Source organism: Enterobacter cloacae complex sp. 385G4, from assembly GCF_057320665.1.
Genome location: NZ_JBXWDD010000001.1, coordinates 265,432 through 281,844, shown reverse-complemented (window position 1 = coordinate 281,844; position 16,413 = coordinate 265,432). Strand labels below are relative to the sequence as shown.

Below are 16,413 nucleotides of genomic sequence, written 5' to 3'. Positions count from 1 at the left end.
CAGCTCATTCCAGTACGTTTCGCGCGTGCGGCGAAGTTCAGCGTGACGTTTTATCATGGAACCACTCCGGGTCGATGTTAGCGACGTCCACGCCATACAGGCTGGCAACAGGCAGTATTGACTCCAGAACACGCTGCGCGCTGTTCTCCGCATTCGCTGGCCGGGTCGCAAAAAACCGCCGTAGCGTGCCGATCCATTTTTTCATTGCCTTTACCCCTCTCGCTTCACCAGCCTTGAGTTAAGCACGCGTTTCCTGGCCGCGGAAATATCAATTCCGGCAGTCGATGTGCAGGACGTGCAAATAGCTCCTTACATTTACCTGCCGGTAACACACTGTTCACTAATGCTTTTTTGTATAGAGCAAAGAACATTTTCTTATTTGGCGATAGCTTTTGCTTATGGGAGCGTAACGGTGCAAAACAAAAACAACGGGACGAACGATGACTATGGCAGCAAAGATGAAAAGGTTTAAAAAAGGGACGGCAGTTCTGGGATTACTGGCCGCCGGGAGCCTGTTTTCAGCGCAGGCGCTGGCCGATCGGCTGGAAGATATTAAGGCCGCAGGGGTGGTGAAAGTCGCCACGTTTGACGCCAACCCACCGTTTGGCTCAATTGATGCAAAAACGCACGAGATCGTGGGTTACGACGTGGACTTTGCCAAAGCACTGGCAAAATCACTCGGCGTGAAGCTTGAACTGGTTGCCACCAATCCGGCCAACCGAATTCCGCTGCTTCAGTCCGGTAAAGCAGATCTGATCGTAGCGGATATCACCATCACCCCGGAACGCGCGCAGGTGATTGATTTCTCCACCCCCTATTTCGTGACCGGACAACAGTTCCTGGTTCCCGCCAAATCGCCCGATAAGCTGGATGAATACAGCCGGGCGCGCATTGGCGCGGTCAAAGGCACCACGGGTGAACAGGCGCTCCACCAGCGTTTCCCGCAGTCCCGCGTGCTGGCTTATGACGACATTCCTCTGGCGCTGACGGCGCTGCGTAACGGCAACGTGCAGGCCATTACCCAGGACAGCACAATTCTTGCAGGCCTGCTGGCACAGGCCCCGGATAGAGCGAACTTCAAAATCCTGCCCGATCTGCTCAGTAAGGAAGAAATTGGCGTCGGGGTGAAGAAAGGTGAAACAGCGCTGCTGAAAGCCGTCAACGATGAGCTGGTTAATCTCGAGAAGAACGGTCAGGCGGCAAAAATCTATGACGTCTGGTTTGGCCCAAACACGCCCGCTCCACAGCCTCGCGCCTTTAAAATAGAAGCCAGGTAATTATGCTCTCAGGTTTATTTTCCCATTCCGCGGACGGTGCCGCGGATTTTTCACATCTGGAACAGGCCAGCGTTGAGTTTCGTCACGTGGACAAACGCTACGGCGACCATCAGGTTTTACGCGACATTAACCTCACCATCACGCCCGGTGAAGTGGTTGCTATTCTCGGCCCTTCCGGTTCGGGTAAATCAACGCTGATCCGTCTTATCAATCAGCTTGAAACCCTGAGCGGCGGGGAAATCCTGGTCGACAGCAAGCCGACCGGGCAGCTTTCCGGCAGCAGGCTGCGTCAGTTGCGCAGCCGCGTTGGATTTGTGTTTCAGCAGTTCAATCTGTATGCCCACCTCACCGCCAGCCAGAACATCACCCTGGCGCTGGAGCATGTGCACGGCTGGAAGCCGCAGCCAGCTCAGGAGCGCGCGCTGGCGCTGCTGGAGAAGGTCGGAATGCAGGAAAAGGCTCACCACTTCCCCGCTGAGCTTTCCGGCGGCCAGCAGCAGCGCGTGGCGATTGCCCGCGCCCTGGCCTCGTCGCCGCAGATCATCCTCTTCGACGAGCCGACGTCGGCGCTCGATCCGGAGATGATTGGCGAAGTATTATTCGTCATGAAAGCCCTTGCCCATAGCGGGATCACCATGATTGTCGTGACTCATGAGATGCAGTTCGCCCGGGAAATTGCCGACCGGATTGTATTTATCGACGGGGGGCAGATTCTTGAAACCGCGCCGCCGGGGCAATTTTTCAGTCAACCGTCCCATCCCCGGGCGCAGCGTTTCCTGCAAAAAGTGCTGAACCCGCTGCACCAGGAGCACCTCTGATGCCCGCCCTCGACTGGCAGGGAGTGCTGGCCGGACAGCCTCTGCAGTGGATACTCTCCGGATTTCTCACCACCCTGTGGGTGACGCTGGCGGGGGGCCTGATCGCCAGCCTGCTTGCACCGACCTTTTTGCTCCTGCGTCTTTCCGGTGGACGCATCGGAAATGCGATCGTCAACGGCTGGGTATCGCTGTTTCGCAATACGCCGCTGTTGGTGCAGCTGCTGTTCTGGTATTTCGCCGCCTGGAACGGGTTACCGCAGGGCTTTCGAGACGCGGTGAATGCGGATCACAGCTGGTCAATTCTGCCCGGCGACGTCTGGTGGTTTACCCCTGAGTATTTATGTTCTGCCTGGGGGTTGGGCGTTTTTACCTCGGCGTTTTTAATTGAGGAAGCGGCATCGGGGCTGCGTTCAGTTCCTGCCGGACAGCAGGAAGCGGCGCTGGCGCAAGGGTTCTCCTCGTGGCGTTTATTTCGCTACATCCTTCTGCCGCAGGGGCTCGCCAACGCCTGGCAACCCGTTGTCGGCCAGTACCTCAACTTGATGAAGCTCTCCTCGCTCGCCAGCGGGATTGGCTTCGCTGAGCTAACCTACCAGGTCCGGCAGATTGAAAGTTACAACGCCCACGCCATGGAGGCGTTTATCGTCGGTACGGTGCTCTATTTGCTTACCGGCATTGTCATGGGGATGGTGCTGGTGCGCGTCGGTCCGCATTCAGGGAGGAAGAAAGATGATTGCAGGATTTAACGTTATTGTCGAAAACCTGGATTATCTGCTGTGGGGACGAACGGCAGCGGGTGAACCCGGCGGCGTACTGCTTTCGCTGCTGATGGCCGCAGGGGCCGCCCTGCTTGCGCTTCCCGGCGGCGTGGCGCTGGCGTGCCTCGCCTGGCGCTATCCTGGGCTGGTGCGCAGAGGGCTTTTTCTGTGGGCGGAGTTGATTCGCGGTATTCCCCTGATTTTTGTGATTTTCTGGATGTGGTACCTGTTGCCGCTGATCACCGGCGGGGAGCTGCCGGGGGCGCTGACCGTGACGCTGGCGCTGGCCTGGTTTACGGCGGCATCGGTGATGCATTCGGTTTTTGCCGGGCTCAGGGCGCTCCCTGCGGGTCAAAACGAGGCCGCGCTGTCTCAGGGGTTCAGCACACAGCAAACCCTGTGGCGCGTGCTGCTGCCGCAGACGCTGAGAAATATTTTGCCGTCGCTGGTGGGAATTTTTATCAGCCTGCTGAAGGATACGTCGCTGGCATTCATCGTCAACGTCCCGGAGCTAACCACGGTGGCGGGACAGGTCAACAACCGGGTGCAAATCTACCCGGCGGCCATCTTTATCTTTACGGGTGCGGTCTATTACCTGCTCTGCTGCTCGCTTGAACAGGTCGCGAAACGCTGGCACGTTAGCCGGCCAGCGCCTTAACCACCGTTTCCATCGCTTCGGTTGTCAGTGCGCTGCGCTTGATGCGCTGGTTCGCCAGCGCCGTGCGCAGCACGCCCGCAATGACAATATGCTTCGGCTCCTGCCCTAAATCACGCATCTCCAGCACCACCTTTCCGACCACCCGGCACATCTCCTGGTACAGCGCTTCATCTTTGGTCACGTTACCCATCGTCATCACTCCATTGCCTGTTAAACGTTGAGCTTAAATGATTCTCCCGCCGGATACAAAAAAGAAGCCCGGCGAGGATCTCGCCGGGCTTCATCTGGAAAATCAAATAATTAGTTGTTCACGGGAATGACCGCGCCTTTGTATTTGGTGCGGATCCAGTCCTGAATCTCTTTGGAGTGCAGCACGTTCACCAGCGCGACGATGTCTTTCTTTTTCTCATCGCCACGATGCACGGTAATGATGTTAGCGTACGGGTTGTTTTCACCGCTCTCGACAGCAATCGGGTCGTGAACCGGATCCAGACCGGCGTCTATCGCATAGTTGGCGTTAATCACCACCGCGTCGCCTTCGTCGTTGTTGTACATCTGCGGCAGCAGGGACGCTTCCACGTTTGGCGTGAACTTCAGTTTTTTCGGGTTCTCAACGATATCGCTGATGCGCGCCGTCACTTTGTCGATGCCCGGCTTCAGCTTTATCACGCCCTCTTTTTCGAAGATGGAGAGAATACGGCCTTCCTCGGAAACCGCATCACGCATGATGATCTTGCCGCCTTCCGGCAGGTCCTTCAGGGATTTGTATTTTTTTGAGTAGATGCCGATTGGCTCAATGTGGATCGCGCCCGCACTGACAAAATCGTAGTCTTTATCGCCCGCATGATCTTTCAGCACGCTGTTCAGGTAAGGAATGTGCTGGAAATAGTTCGCGTCGATGTCATGACCCGCCAGCGCGGTGTTCGGCAGAATGTAGTCCTGGAACGGTTTAATCTCCAGGTCGATACCCTGCTTCGCCAGAATCGGCTTGGCCTGCTCCAGAATTTCGGCGTGCGGCGTGTTGGATGCGCCCACGGTCAGGGTATCGGCCCAGGAGGCGAAGCTCAGGGCGCTCAGGGTTGCGGCGGCGATCAGTGTCAGTGTCTTTTTCATGATGTGGTTCCTGTGTGTATTTATTAGCGTTTATCTAACAGTGAAGTAATGACATCGCCGCAGAACTGGATAATGAAAACGATGATTAAAATGGTCACCGTTGCCACCAGCGTGACGTCACCATGGTTGCGCTGGAATCCTTCCAGATAAGCCAGATTTCCCAAACCACCGGCGCCAATCACCCCCGCCATGGCGCTGTAGCTCACCAGCGCAATCAGCGTCACCGTAATACCTGATACCAGTGCAGGTGATGATTCCGGCAGTAAAACCCGAAACACAAGCGTGCTCAGTCGTGCGCCCATCGAGCGCGTTGCTTCAATGACCCCTTTGTCCACTTCGCGCAGGGCGATCTCCACCAGACGCGCATAGAACGGCGCGGCGCCGACAATCAGGGCCGGCAGCGCCGCGTTAGCGCCAAGGATGGTGCCGACGACGGTCTTGGTGAAAGGGATCAGCAGAACGATGAGAATGATGAACGGAATAGAGCGGAACACGTTCACCACAATCGAAATGACGCTGTAGACCGTGCGGTTGTGGAACAAGCCACCGCGCGCGGTTAAAAAAAGCGCCAGCCCCAGCACGATGCCCAGCACAAAGGTCGCCACGCCGGACAGCGCGGTCATGTACAGAGTCTCCAGCGTTGCAGCCCAGAGCTGCTCCCACTTGAGATGCGGAAAGAGATTCTCAGACATGTTTAATTACCTCGCCTTCAATATCGCTGTGCTGCAGGTCGGCGAGGATATTGTTCAGTTGTTCATCGGATGCCGCCACGTGGACCCAGAGCTGCCCGAAAACACCGTGGGCGGTCTGCGTCATTTTTCCGTGCAGGATGTTAAACGGCAGGCCGTAGCGCAGGGTGAGTTCCCCGACAATCGGCTTGTGCGTGCTGTGTCCGGTAAAGGTCAGCCTGATCACCGTGCCTTCCAGATCGTTTGCCAGTTCGGTATTGAAGGTCTCTTCCTCGGCGTACTGGCTCACCTGGCGGACAAACTGCTGCGTAATCGGCTGCTGTGGATGGGTAAAGACGCTCAGCACGTCGCCCTCTTCCACCACTTTGCCGTTCTCCATCACCGCCACGCGGTCGCAGATTTTGCGCACCACGTGCATCTCGTGCGTGATCAGCACGATGGTGAGTTTGAAGCGGCGGTTAATATCCAGCAGCAGATCGAGGATCTGATCGGTGGTCTGCGGGTCGAGCGCGGACGTAGCCTCATCGCAGAGCAGCACGTCGGGGTTGTTGGCCAGCGCGCGCGCAATCCCCACGCGCTGCTTTTGCCCGCCGCTCAGCTGCGACGGATACGCATTTTCGCGTCCCTTCAGGCCAACCAGCTCAACCAGTTCGGCGACGCGCGCCTTAATCTTCGCTTTTGGCACACCGGCAATTTGCATAGAGAAAGCAATGTTCTCACTCACCGTGCGCGACCACAGCAGGTTGAAGTGCTGAAACACCATGCTGATCTTCAGACGCGCCTGGCGCAGTGCTTCACCTTTTGCGGCGGAGATATCCTGCCCGTTAATGGTGACGCTCCCGGCGCTGGGTTTCTCCAGACCGTTCAGCAGGCGAATCAGCGTGCTTTTCCCGGCGCCGCTGTAACCGATAATGCCGTAAATCTGTCCCTGCTCTATCGTCAAATTGACGTTATCAACGGCGGTCAGCGCGACCTTTCCGTTGTCAAAAACCTTCGAAATATTCCTGAGTACGATCATTCTTATACGTTATCCGTTCGCATATAGCGGTTTAGCAGTATGGATGTCCAAAAGATAGTAAACAGGCGTTATCAGCTTTTAAATGAACAAAAAAGCATGTCTTATAACTTTCAGAAATAAACAGCGAATTTGCCGGGCGGGAAGCATTTAGACCAATTTCAGCAATGATTATCTACGAGACGCATATATGCTGGCTTACCTACCGTAAAAGTGGTCATTTTTTCAGCATTTTATGCCGATATAGCCATCCTCACATCCAGACAACTTTACGTCTTGCTTTCCTGACATCCAAAAACGGTATTTATATTCCTTTCCGTTCTAAACGGCAGTGAATGGTTCTTTATTGAGAAAATTTCACAGCCCTATCATCCCGTCATGACATACCGAAAGGAAAACATCATGACGATTTACCACTCCGTCACCGAACTGATTGGCCGCACGCCGCTGATCCAGTTGCATAAGCTTGATACCGGTCCCTGCTCGCTGTTTCTGAAGCTGGAGAACCAGAACCCCGGCGGCTCGATTAAAGACCGCGTTGCGCTGTCGATGATTAACGAAGCGGAGCGCACCGGCCAGCTGCAGCCGGGCGGCACGATTATTGAGGCCACGGCGGGCAATACCGGCCTCGGCCTGGCGCTGATCGCCGCCCAGAAAGGCTACTCGCTGATCCTCGTAGTGCCTGACAAAATGAGCCGCGAAAAGATTTTCCACCTGCGCGCGCTGGGTGCTCAGGTGGTGCTGACCCGCTCGGACGTGAATAAGGGCCACCCCGCCTATTACCAGGATTACGCCCGGCGTCTGGCTAACGAGCTGCCCGGCGCGTTTTACATCGACCAGTTTAATAACGTGGCCAACCCGCTGGCGCACCGCACCACCACGGCACCGGAGCTGTACGAGCAGCTTGACGGCAGAATTGACGCCATCGTGGTCGGCGTCGGCTCAGGTGGTACGCTCGGTGGCCTGCAGGCGTGGTTCGCCGAGCACTCTCCGCACACGGAGTTTGTCCTGGCTGACCCCGCCGGGTCGGTGCTGGCCGACCAGGTGGAAACCGGACGCTACCACGACGCGGGCTCCTGGCTGGTAGAGGGCATTGGCGAAGACTTTATTCCCCCGCTGGCTCACATCGAAGGGGTGAATCGTGCCTGGCGCATCTCCGACCGCGAAGCCTTCGCCACCGCGCGCGAGCTGCTGAAAACGGAAGGCATTCTGGCGGGCTCCTCCAGCGGCACGCTGCTGGCGGCGGCGCTGAAGTATTGCCAGGCGCAGACCACGCCGAAGCGCGTGGTGACCTTTGCCTGCGACAGCGGCAATAAGTATCTCTCGAAGATGTTTAACGACGACTGGATGCGCCAGCAGGGGCTTATCACGCGCCCTCAGGCGGGGGATCTCTCTGACTACATTGCCCTGCGCCATGATGAAGGCGCTACCGTCACCGCCGCGCCGGACGATACGCTTTCCACCGTGCTGGCACGCATGCGCCTGTATGACATCTCTCAGCTGCCGGTCCTGGAGAATGGCAAGGTGGTGGGCATTATCGACGAGTGGGATCTCCTGCGGCATATCGGCGGCGACGGCGACCGCTTTGCCCTGCCGGTCACGGCGGCCATGACCCGTCAGGTGGAATTTCTCGATAAACGTGCCCCGGAGAGCGCCCTGCACGCCATCTTCGACCGAGGTCTGGTAGCCGTCATTAACGACAATGACCGTTTTCTCGGTCTGATTACGCGCAGCGACGTCCTGACCGCGTGGCGCAATCGTCTACAGCAATAAAGGATTAAACGATGAAAAACCTGGCAACCCTGAGCGTCCACAGCGGCGCATTCAACGACCCGCACGGCGCCGTCATGCCGCCGATTTACGCCACCTCGACGTTTGCGCAACCGTCACCCGGCGAGCATACCGGCTATGAGTATTCCCGCAGCGGCAACCCAACGCGCCATGCGCTGGAAACGGCGATTGCCGAACTGGAGGGCGGCACGCGCGGCTACGCCTTTGCTTCCGGTCTGGCGGCCATCTCCACGGTGCTCGAACTGCTGGATAAAGACAGCCATATCGTCGCCATTGATGACGTTTACGGCGGGACGTATCGCCTGATCGAAAACGTACGCAAGCGCAGCACCGGTCTGCAGGTCAGCTGGGTTAAACCGGACGACTTAGCCGGGCTTGAGGCCGCCATTCGCCCGGAGACCCGCATGGTGTGGGTCGAAACGCCGACCAACCCGCTGCTGAAGCTGGCGGATCTGGCGGCCATTGCGGCGATCGCCCGTCGTCATAACGTCATCAGCGTGGCGGATAACACCTTCGCGTCGCCGGTGATACACCGTCCGCTGGCGTCCGGTTTCGATATCGTGGTGCACTCCGCCACCAAATACCTTAACGGCCACTCTGACGTGGTGGCTGGGCTGGCAGTGGTGGGAGATAATCCGGCGCTGGCGGACCAGCTTGGCTATCTGCAAAATGCGGTCGGTGGTGTCCTGGATCCGTTCAGCAGCTTCCTGACCCTGCGCGGTATTCGCACGCTTGCGCTGAGGGTAGAAAAGCACAGCAGCAACGCGCTGGAGATTGCGCAATGGCTGGCGCAGCATCCTCTGGTCGAAAAAGTGTTCTATCCCGGCCTGGAATCGCATCCGCAGTACCAGCTTGCCCGTACGCAGATGGCGCTGCCCGGTGGCATGATTTCCGTCGTGGTGAAAGGTGACGCGCAACGCGCCACCGAGGTGATTCGCAACCTGAAGTTGTTCACCCTAGCGGAAAGCCTGGGCGGCGTGGAGAGCCTTGTGAGCCAGCCTTACAGCATGACGCACGCCTCGATTCCGCTGGAGCAACGGCTGGCAAACGGCATTGTGCCGCAGCTGATCCGCCTCTCGGTAGGCATTGAAGATCCAAAAGACCTGATTGCCGACCTCAGCCAGGCGCTGCAAAAATAAGCAAACGGCGGCAGGTCGCTCACCTGCCGCCAAAAGTTGTCATCATGGCTTAACGCCTTGATAACAATATTATGTGAAACGGCATTGATTAATTCTGAAACACCGTTTCCATTTTCCTTTTATCTTAAAATTAGCGTATAATGCGCGCCAAATCCCTGGTGAATGGTTTCAGCGCTTGGAATACAAAAAACAACGTACAACTTCTCCTCTCCTTCGTTGGGCTGTCACTCAGGCACACTTTCTTCTGCACGCTCATTTGATGTCTCCTATCCTTAGTGCGTGTCATATACTCTTTTGCAACACAGGTTTGACTCCGCGGCGGTGCGCCCCCGGAGCGAGATTTCCATATCCTTCCCAACTTAAAGACTAAGACTGTCATGAAAAAGACGAAAATTGTTTGTACTATCGGCCCGAAAACCGAATCCGAAGAGATGCTGAGCAAAATGCTGGACGCCGGCATGAACGTGATGCGTCTGAACTTTTCCCACGGTGACTACGCAGAACACGGTCAGCGTATCCAGAACTTGCGCAACGTGATGAGCAAGACCGGTAAAAAAGCGGCGATCCTGCTCGACACCAAAGGTCCGGAAATCCGTACCATCAAACTGGAAGGCGGTAACGACGTCTCTCTGAAAGCGGGCCAGACCTTCACCTTCACTACCGACAAATCCGTTGTTGGTAACAGCGAAATCGTTGCGGTCACCTATGAAGGCTTCACCAGCGATCTGTCCGTGGGTAACACCGTGCTGGTCGACGATGGTCTGATCGGTATGGAAGTCACCGCTATCGAAGGCAACAAAGTTATCTGTAAAGTGCTGAACAACGGCGACCTGGGCGAAAACAAAGGCGTTAACCTGCCGGGCGTTTCTATCGCGCTGCCAGCACTGGCGGAGAAAGACAAACAGGACCTGATCTTCGGCTGCGAACAAGGCGTTGATTTCGTTGCGGCATCTTTCATCCGTAAGCGTTCCGACGTGGTTGAAATTCGTGAGCACCTGAAAGCCCACGGCGGCGAGAAGATCCAGATCATCTCCAAAATCGAAAACCAGGAAGGCCTGAACAACTTCGACGAAATCCTCGAAGCGTCTGACGGCATCATGGTTGCTCGTGGCGACCTGGGCGTTGAAATCCCGGTTGAAGAAGTGATCTTCGCGCAGAAGATGATGATCGAGAAATGTGTTCGCGCGCGTAAAGTGGTTATCACCGCCACGCAGATGCTGGATTCCATGATCAAAAACCCACGCCCTACCCGCGCTGAAGCAGGCGACGTGGCGAACGCCATCCTCGACGGTACCGATGCAGTCATGCTGTCCGGTGAATCCGCGAAAGGGAAATACCCTCTGGAAGCGGTCGGCATCATGGCGACCATCTGCGAACGTACTGACCGCGTAATGACCAGCCGTCTGGACTTCAACAACGACAGCCGCAAGCTGCGCATCACTGAAGCAGTATGCCGCGGTGCGGTAGAAACCGCTGAGAAACTGGAAGCGCCACTGATTGTTGTTGCGACCCAGGGCGGTAAATCTGCGCGCGCAGTGCGTAAATACTTCCCGGATGCCACCATCCTGGCCCTGACCACCAACGAAACCACCGCACGTCAGCTGGTGCTGAGCAAAGGCGTGGTTGCGCACCTGGTCAAAGAGATCGCCTCTACTGACGATTTCTACATTCAGGGTAAAGCAATGGCTCTGGAAAGCGGTCTGGCGCAGAAGGGCGACGTGGTTGTAATGGTTTCTGGTGCTCTGGTACCAAGCGGAACAACCAATACTGCCTCCGTTCACGTGCTGTAATAATTCACGAACGAATTAAATTTGATAAAAAGCGCCCAATGGGCGCTTTTTTTATTCCCGGCATTAGCCAAATTCATTCAAAAAGCAAATCGGGTTTTTCTATTTAAATGCGATTTATCTAAGATGAATCCGATGAAAAATGCCTTTTTTTACATAGCTTTTTACTCAAAACGCACTGATTCGATGCTTCTTTGAGCGAACGATCAAAAATAGGCGTATTCCCATCAAAAAAATATTCTCAACCCAAAAAAGTTTGTGTAATACTTGTAACGCTACATGGAGATTAACTCAATCTAGAGGGTATTAATAATGAATCGTACTAAACTGGTACTGGGCGCGGTAATCCTGGGTTCTACTCTGCTGGCTGGTTGCTCCAGCAACGCTAAAATCGATCAGCTGTCTTCTGACGTTCAGACTCTGAACGCTAAAGTTGACCAGCTGAGCAACGACGTGAACGCAATGCGTTCCGACGTTCAGGCTGCTAAAGACGACGCAGCTCGCGCTAACCAGCGTCTGGACAACCAGGCTACTAAATACCGTAAGTAATAGTACCTGTTAATAAAATGGCGCACATTGTGCGCCATTTTTTTTGCCTGCGTCAAACTGCTACTGCGTTACCTTTTCCCCTTCCTCTTCTGCTACCGCAGCAGACACCCGGCTGTTCTGCACTGACAACACGCTATTGCTGGCCGACGGGCCGCTACCCGCGGATACGACAACCGGGATCCCGGCACGGCGCGCCAGGGCTTTATCAATTAACGCCTTATCGCTTCCGGCCTGAGAAACAAAGGTGGCAAAGTCTGCCGAGTGGGTAATGGGCGAAATCTGCGGGTTCTCGCCCTCCACCTGCGCCAGCGGACGGTGGACCTCAATATAGCGCTTACCGTCCGGCTCAACCGAGAATTTCACCGGCTCGTTGATGATCTGTACCCGCGTGCCGACCCGCACCTGTTCAAACAGGGCTTTAATATCCGGGGCGTTCATTCGCATACAGCCGGAACTGACGCGCAGACCTACGCTGTCCGGCGCGCTGGTGCCGTGAATAAGATATTCCCCATTACCAATTCCCAGACGCAGCGCATAGCGCCCCAGCGGGTTATTTGGCCCCGCCGGGACGACGGGAGGCAATTTAATTCCCTGGGCCAGAGAACGCGCTCTGATGCCCGCCGTTGGCGTCCAGGTTGGATTAGGGATTTTTTGGCTGACGCGGGTGGTGCTCACCGGCGTTTCCAGCCCCAGCTGTCCGATGCCGAGCGGGAAGACCTGGACAATATTTTCTCCCGGCGGGAAGTAGTAGAGCCGAAGCTCGGCCAGATTAACCACAATGCCTTCGCGCGGGGTATCCGGCAGCAACATCTGCGACGGGATGGTGATAACGGTACCCGGCGCCGGGTTTACTGGCGCAATGGTATTGTTCGTTTCAAGGATCACCTGCGCCGCCGTATTAAACCGACGGGCGATAGTCTGAAGCTTATTATCCCCTTCCTGTATCGTGTAGGTTTGATTTTGCCCAATCAGACGGCTGCCTGCGGGCGGCAACGGATAGTCCATCGCGCGGGCCGAATTAAACGTACCGAGCGAACTGAGGAGTAATAGAGTTATTAGAGACGCGCGCTTCATGCTGAGATTCCTTATTCACTGGCAGGATGCCAGAAAGCTGAAAAACCAGCGAGGCGGGAGCCACCTCGCGAAACAGAATGAATGCTGTTCTGTAAGTCTAGCTAAGGATTGCAGCTTTGGCGCGAATGGCGCGAATCATCGCTTCCAGCCCCTGGGAGCGGGATGGGGTGAGGTGTTGGGTCAGGGCCATTTTTTCAAACCACGGGCGGACATCGAACGCGACGATATCCTGCGCCGACATCCGGTGGTAAAGAATAAAGACGACCGCAATCAGCCCTTTTACAATGGCCGCATCGCTGTCGCCGTGCAGGGCGATAGTGCCGTCGTCAGACTGCTCCATCACAATCCACACCTGGCTCTGGCAGCCCTGAATAATGTTTTCCGGGTTATGCGCCTCTTCACCGAGCGGCGGCAGACGCTGCCCCAGCTCGATGATATAAAGGTACTTTTCTTCCCAGTTTGCACAGCGTCCAAAGTTGCGCAGCAATTTGTCTCTGTCCGGCAGTTCTGCCATCTTTTGCCTCTTCTTAGCCCAGCAGCTGGTGAATGCGCTTAAGCCCCGCCACCAGCCTGTCGACCTCTTCCATTGTGTTATACATCACCAGCGATGCGCGGCACATTGCCGGCACCTGGTAAAAAGCCATCAGCGGCATGGCGCAGTGGTGGCCGGTACGGACGGCCACGCCGTAATTATCGAGGAAGCTTCCCACGTCATAGGCATGGTGTTTCCCCAGGTTAAAGGCAATCACGCCCTGTCGGTCAGCCGGGCCATACAGGGTAAGGTCCGGCACGCTGGCAAGCTCCTGCAGCGCGTAGTGCATCAGCAGCTGTTCGTACTCCTGAATGGCGTCGAGGCCGATTGCGGAGACGTAAGACACCGCCGCCCCCAAGCCGATAATCCCGCCGGTGTTGGGGGTGCCCGCCTCGAAACGCCAGGGCGCACGGGCGTAGGTCGTCCCTTCCGTCAGGCTGACGGTGGCGATCATCGATCCGCCCCCTTCCCACGGCGGCATCGTCTGCAGGATGTCCTCTTTCACATACAGCACGCCAATCCCGGTCGGGCCATAGAGCTTATGCCCGGAGAATACGTAGAAATCGCAGTCCAGCGCCTGCACGTCCACCGCGTGGTGCATCACCGCCTGCGCGCCGTCAATCAGCACCTTCGCGCCGGCCTGATGGGCTTTTGCGATAATCTCTGTCACCGGGTTTTCGGTGCCCAGCACGTTAGAGACCTGGGTGACCGCCACCAGCCGCGTTTTAGCGTCCAGCAGGGCGTCAAGCTGCTCCAGCTGCAGCGTGCCATCGTCGTTCAACGGAACGACCCGCAGCTGCGCGCCGACACGCTCGCAGAGCATCTGCCACGGCACAATATTGGCATGGTGCTCCATCTGGGTGATGATGATGTTATCCCCCGCGCGCACCTGGGCGTTGCCCCAGCTGTTGGCGACAAGGTTAATCCCCTCGGTTGTGCCGCGCACAAATACCAGCTCTTCCGGCAGGCGTGCATTGAGGAAGGCTGCAATTTGCGTGCGCACGTTTTCCATGCGCTGGGTCGCCTCGGCGCTCAGGGTATGAATACCGCGATGCACGGCGGCGTAGCCGTGGCGGTAGAACTCGGCTTCCGCATCCACCACCTGATTCGGCTTCTGCGCGCTGGCCGCGCTGTCGAGATAGGCCAGCGGCAGGCCGTTCACTTCACGGGTCAGAACCGGGAAATCGGCCCGCACTTTCTCTACGGGAAAACTCATGCTTCGCCTCCGGGCAGACGCTGACCAATGCGGGCCAGCACCTGCTGCTTCAATACGCCATCGTGCAGCGCTTCCGTAAGCTCCGCCGCAAAGGCGTAGATGATCATTTTCTGCGCCGCCTGCTGGTCGATGCCGCGCGAGCGCAGGTAGAACATCTGCTCGTCGTCGATCCGACCGACCGTCGCGCCGTGACTGCATTTTACGTCGTCGGCGTAGATCTCCAGCTGCGGCTTGGTGTCCACTTCCGCCAGGCGCCCCAGCAGCAGATTGTTGTTGGTCATCTGCCCGTCGGTTTTGATGGCGTGCTGGGCCACGTTAATCAGGCCGTTAAACACCGCCCGCCCTTTATCGCTGACGATGGTTTTGTGCAGCTGGCGGCTGTTGCAGTAGCCTTTGTTATGCTCAAGCCAGGTACGCGTGTCGCACACTTCTGCCTTCACCGGCATCGCCAGGCTGTTGATGCGCAGCGTAGTGTTTTCACCGTTAAGCTGCGTGCTGGTGTTGTGGCGCAGCACCGCGCCGCCGAGCAGGAAGCTGTGGCTGTACGCCGCGGCATCCTGGCCCAGCAGGAGATCGTTATGGGCAAAATGGTGGCTCTGCGGATTCTCAAACGCCAGCTTAATATGGTGAAGCTGCGCATTGGCGGCAACGTTCATCGTCAGCCGCGACCCGGTAAAATGGCGGGGCTCGTTGAGGCTGACGTAATGTTCGATTACCGTGGCCTCCGCCCCCTCCGCCAGCTCAAGGTGATGGCGATAGTGCGCGGTGTTGATCTCATCGCCCTCCACGCCCTGTGTGATGTGCATCAGCAGCAGCGGTTTTGCCGGACGCTGGTTACGCTTGACCTGAATATGCGTCACGCTGCGGGCCAGGCTCTCGGTCAGGTGGAGGAAAACTTCCGGCTGAACCGGGGTGCTCAGGCTATGGCGGTCGTCGTTAATGACGATATCGAACCCGCTATCCCGGGCGTCATCACTCAGTTCTTGACGCCAGACGCCGTCGACAAAGACCAGACGCACCGCATCCACCGTCAGCGCCAGAGCGTCGCGCCGGGCCGGGTCAATCTCCGCCAGACGCGTCACAAACTCGCCGTTCAGCAGGCCGTCGAGCGGGGTGTATTTCCAGTTCTCATGCTTCCGCGTCGGCAGGCCGAGGCGCAGCATCTGCTGCAGGTGCTGCTGCGCCTGCTCGGAGCGCGTATTACCCTGCTCCTCAAACAGCCGGTGCCACTGCTGGAGCGCATTACTGCTGTTCGGTAAGCCAGCCATAACCCTGCTCCTCCAGTTGTTTAACCAGCGTAAAATCACCGGATTTCACAATACGTCCCTGGTAAAGCACGTGGACATAGTCCGGCTTGATGTAGTCCAGAATGCGCTGGTAGTGGGTGACGATAATGAACGAGCGCTTGCCGTCGCGCAGGGAATTCACCCCGTCGGCGACAATCTTCAGGGCGTCAATATCCAGACCGGAGTCGGTCTCATCCAGAATGCACAGCTCGGGCTCCAGCACCGCCATCTGCAGAATGTCGTTACGCTTTTTCTCGCCGCCGGAAAAGCCAACGTTCACCGAGCGGGTCAGCAAATCTTCCGGCATTTTCAGCAGCTTGATTTTCTCTTCCATTAGATCCTGGAAGTCGAAGCGATCCAGCGCCTCCTGGCCGCGATACTTGCGCACCGCATTCAGCGCCGTCTGGAGGAAAAACTGGTTGCTGACGCCCGGAATTTCCACCGGGTACTGGAAGGCCATAAAAATGCCCTCGCCCGCGCGGTCTTCCGGAGACATCTCCAGAAGATCTTTGCCGTTAAATTCGACCGAGCCGCCTGTTACTTCGTAATCTTCACGTCCCGCCAGCGTCGCTGAAAGCGTACTTTTCCCGGAGCCGTTTGGCCCCATGATGGCGTGAACTTCACCCGGCTTGACGTCAAAATTGAGACCGCGCAGGATCGCTTTCTCTTCCACGCTAACCTGTAAATCTTTAATGCTTAACATGTGCTTTC

At 56.8% G+C, this 16,413-nt stretch carries 19 protein-coding genes; 9 read left to right on the top strand and 10 right to left on the bottom strand.

The annotated features are described in order from the left end of the window. Window positions 1-37: 37 nt before the first annotated feature. Window positions 38-205 (bottom strand): hypothetical protein, encoded by a 168-nt coding sequence (locus AC2FAJ_RS01510; protein WP_032644868.1) that lies wholly within the window; start codon window positions 203-205, stop codon window positions 38-40. Between the two features lie 241 nt (window positions 206-446). Between AC2FAJ_RS01510 and AC2FAJ_RS01505 the strand changes: the two genes are divergently transcribed. From AC2FAJ_RS01505 to AC2FAJ_RS01490, 4 genes are read left to right on the top strand one after another with little or no spacing between them, the layout of a single operon-like run. Continuing rightward, window positions 447-1,277 carry an ABC transporter substrate-binding protein gene (locus tag AC2FAJ_RS01505; protein WP_072050480.1) on the top strand — a complete coding sequence of 277 codons (831 nt, stop codon included), beginning with the start codon at window positions 447-449 and terminating at the stop codon, window positions 1,275-1,277. 2 nt (window positions 1,278-1,279) lie between these two features. Next, entirely contained in the window at window positions 1,280-2,095 is an 816-nt protein-coding gene (locus AC2FAJ_RS01500) for an amino acid ABC transporter ATP-binding protein (protein WP_485453729.1), read from the top strand. After that, complete coding sequence (locus AC2FAJ_RS01495; RefSeq protein ID WP_163332424.1) at window positions 2,095-2,841, top strand: amino acid ABC transporter permease; 747 nt, start codon at window positions 2,095-2,097, stop codon at window positions 2,839-2,841. Before AC2FAJ_RS01500 ends, AC2FAJ_RS01495 begins: the two co-directional genes overlap by 1 nt. Beyond that, window positions 2,825-3,511, top strand: a complete 687-nt coding sequence (locus AC2FAJ_RS01490; protein ID WP_163332425.1) for an amino acid ABC transporter permease — start codon at window positions 2,825-2,827, stop codon at window positions 3,509-3,511. Before AC2FAJ_RS01495 ends, AC2FAJ_RS01490 begins: the two co-directional genes overlap by 17 nt. Here AC2FAJ_RS01490 and fumD read toward each other — a convergent pair. The 4 genes from fumD to AC2FAJ_RS01470 form a co-directional block, all read right to left on the bottom strand. Beyond that, window positions 3,492-3,701: a fumarate hydratase FumD gene (gene fumD / locus AC2FAJ_RS01485; RefSeq protein ID WP_028012876.1), complete on the bottom strand. Its 210-nt coding sequence runs from the start codon at window positions 3,699-3,701 to the stop codon at window positions 3,492-3,494. The two genes, AC2FAJ_RS01490 and fumD, sit on opposite strands and share 20 nt — an antisense overlap. 110 nt (window positions 3,702-3,811) lie before the next feature. Next, on the bottom strand, window positions 3,812-4,624 hold the full coding sequence (locus tag AC2FAJ_RS01480; protein ID WP_028012875.1) for a MetQ/NlpA family ABC transporter substrate-binding protein: 813 nt from the start codon (window positions 4,622-4,624) through the stop codon (window positions 3,812-3,814). 23 nt (window positions 4,625-4,647) lie between these two features. Next, window positions 4,648-5,316 (bottom strand): methionine ABC transporter permease, encoded by a 669-nt coding sequence (locus AC2FAJ_RS01475; protein ID WP_485453728.1) that lies wholly within the window; start codon window positions 5,314-5,316, stop codon window positions 4,648-4,650. After that, window positions 5,309-6,331: a methionine ABC transporter ATP-binding protein gene (locus tag AC2FAJ_RS01470; protein ID WP_045261544.1), complete on the bottom strand. Its 1,023-nt coding sequence runs from the start codon at window positions 6,329-6,331 to the stop codon at window positions 5,309-5,311. Before AC2FAJ_RS01470 ends, AC2FAJ_RS01475 begins: the two co-directional genes overlap by 8 nt. A 399-nt stretch (window positions 6,332-6,730) precedes the next feature. On the opposite strand from AC2FAJ_RS01470, the gene AC2FAJ_RS01465 reads away from it, so the two are divergent. The 5 genes from AC2FAJ_RS01465 to lpp all read left to right on the top strand — a co-directional run bounded on the left by AC2FAJ_RS01465 (window position 6,731) and on the right by lpp (window position 11,594). After that, on the top strand, window positions 6,731-8,101 hold the full coding sequence (locus AC2FAJ_RS01465) for a pyridoxal-phosphate dependent enzyme (RefSeq protein ID WP_041910373.1): 1,371 nt from the start codon (window positions 6,731-6,733) through the stop codon (window positions 8,099-8,101). Window positions 8,102-8,112: 11 nt separating this feature from the next. Continuing rightward, window positions 8,113-9,258, top strand: coding sequence for a trans-sulfuration enzyme family protein (locus AC2FAJ_RS01460; RefSeq protein ID WP_048960384.1), 1,146 nt, complete (start codon window positions 8,113-8,115; stop codon window positions 9,256-9,258). Window positions 9,259-9,433: 175 nt separating this feature from the next. Continuing rightward, window positions 9,434-9,628, top strand: coding sequence for a protein YnhH (ynhH, locus tag AC2FAJ_RS01455; RefSeq protein ID WP_418721936.1), 195 nt, complete (start codon window positions 9,434-9,436; stop codon window positions 9,626-9,628). A gap of 7 nt (window positions 9,629-9,635) precedes the next feature. Further along, window positions 9,636-11,048, top strand: coding sequence for a pyruvate kinase PykF (gene pykF, locus AC2FAJ_RS01450; RefSeq protein WP_014883536.1), 1,413 nt, complete (start codon window positions 9,636-9,638; stop codon window positions 11,046-11,048). Between the two features lie 309 nt (window positions 11,049-11,357). Then, the gene (gene lpp / locus AC2FAJ_RS01445) at window positions 11,358-11,594 is read left to right on the top strand and encodes a murein lipoprotein Lpp (RefSeq protein WP_001082307.1); all 237 of its coding nucleotides are present in this window, start codon (window positions 11,358-11,360) and stop codon (window positions 11,592-11,594) included. 60 nt (window positions 11,595-11,654) lie between these two features. On the opposite strand, the gene ldtE is transcribed toward lpp, so the two are convergent. From ldtE to sufC, 5 genes are all read right to left on the bottom strand, one after another. Then, entirely contained in the window at window positions 11,655-12,668 is a 1,014-nt protein-coding gene (gene ldtE, locus AC2FAJ_RS01440) for a L,D-transpeptidase LdtE (protein ID WP_028012870.1), read from the bottom strand. A 97-nt stretch (window positions 12,669-12,765) separates the two neighbouring features. Next, window positions 12,766-13,182, bottom strand: coding sequence for a cysteine desulfuration protein SufE (gene sufE / locus AC2FAJ_RS01435; RefSeq protein ID WP_028012869.1), 417 nt, complete (start codon window positions 13,180-13,182; stop codon window positions 12,766-12,768). A gap of 13 nt (window positions 13,183-13,195) precedes the next feature. Further along, the gene (gene sufS / locus AC2FAJ_RS01430; protein ID WP_485453727.1) at window positions 13,196-14,416 is read right to left on the bottom strand and encodes a cysteine desulfurase SufS; all 1,221 of its coding nucleotides are present in this window, start codon (window positions 14,414-14,416) and stop codon (window positions 13,196-13,198) included. Then, the gene (sufD, locus tag AC2FAJ_RS01425) at window positions 14,413-15,684 is read right to left on the bottom strand and encodes a Fe-S cluster assembly protein SufD (RefSeq protein ID WP_485453726.1); all 1,272 of its coding nucleotides are present in this window, start codon (window positions 15,682-15,684) and stop codon (window positions 14,413-14,415) included. Before sufD ends, sufS begins: the two co-directional genes overlap by 4 nt. Continuing rightward, window positions 15,659-16,405 carry a Fe-S cluster assembly ATPase SufC gene (sufC, locus tag AC2FAJ_RS01420; protein WP_041910384.1) on the bottom strand — a complete coding sequence of 249 codons (747 nt, stop codon included), beginning with the start codon at window positions 16,403-16,405 and terminating at the stop codon, window positions 15,659-15,661. Before sufC ends, sufD begins: the two co-directional genes overlap by 26 nt. Window positions 16,406-16,413: the final 8 nt, after the last annotated feature.

Coding starts and splice junctions, on each gene's coding strand:
- AC2FAJ_RS01510 (WP_032644868.1), bottom strand. CDS start 205: ATGAAAAAATGGATCGGCACGCTACGGCGGTTTTTTGCGACCCGGCCA.
- AC2FAJ_RS01460 (WP_048960384.1), top strand. CDS start 8,113: ATGAAAAACCTGGCAACCCTGAGCGTCCACAGCGGCGCATTCAACGAC.
- AC2FAJ_RS01505 (WP_072050480.1), top strand. CDS start 447: ATGGCAGCAAAGATGAAAAGGTTTAAAAAAGGGACGGCAGTTCTGGGA.
- pykF (WP_014883536.1), top strand. CDS start 9,636: ATGAAAAAGACGAAAATTGTTTGTACTATCGGCCCGAAAACCGAATCC.
- AC2FAJ_RS01495 (WP_163332424.1), top strand. CDS start 2,095: ATGCCCGCCCTCGACTGGCAGGGAGTGCTGGCCGGACAGCCTCTGCAG.
- AC2FAJ_RS01480 (WP_028012875.1), bottom strand. CDS start 4,624: ATGAAAAAGACACTGACACTGATCGCCGCCGCAACCCTGAGCGCCCTG.
- AC2FAJ_RS01475 (WP_485453728.1), bottom strand. CDS start 5,316: ATGTCTGAGAATCTCTTTCCGCATCTCAAGTGGGAGCAGCTCTGGGCT.
- AC2FAJ_RS01470 (WP_045261544.1), bottom strand. CDS start 6,331: ATGATCGTACTCAGGAATATTTCGAAGGTTTTTGACAACGGAAAGGTC.
- sufC (WP_041910384.1), bottom strand. CDS start 16,405: ATGTTAAGCATTAAAGATTTACAGGTTAGCGTGGAAGAGAAAGCGATC.
- AC2FAJ_RS01500 (WP_485453729.1), top strand. CDS start 1,280: ATGCTCTCAGGTTTATTTTCCCATTCCGCGGACGGTGCCGCGGATTTT.
- lpp (WP_001082307.1), top strand. CDS start 11,358: ATGAATCGTACTAAACTGGTACTGGGCGCGGTAATCCTGGGTTCTACT.
- AC2FAJ_RS01490 (WP_163332425.1), top strand. CDS start 2,825: ATGATTGCAGGATTTAACGTTATTGTCGAAAACCTGGATTATCTGCTG.
- sufS (WP_485453727.1), bottom strand. CDS start 14,416: ATGAGTTTTCCCGTAGAGAAAGTGCGGGCCGATTTCCCGGTTCTGACC.
- sufD (WP_485453726.1), bottom strand. CDS start 15,684: ATGGCTGGCTTACCGAACAGCAGTAATGCGCTCCAGCAGTGGCACCGG.
- fumD (WP_028012876.1), bottom strand. CDS start 3,701: ATGGGTAACGTGACCAAAGATGAAGCGCTGTACCAGGAGATGTGCCGG.
- ldtE (WP_028012870.1), bottom strand. CDS start 12,668: ATGAAGCGCGCGTCTCTAATAACTCTATTACTCCTCAGTTCGCTCGGT.
- AC2FAJ_RS01465 (WP_041910373.1), top strand. CDS start 6,731: ATGACGATTTACCACTCCGTCACCGAACTGATTGGCCGCACGCCGCTG.
- sufE (WP_028012869.1), bottom strand. CDS start 13,182: ATGGCAGAACTGCCGGACAGAGACAAATTGCTGCGCAACTTTGGACGC.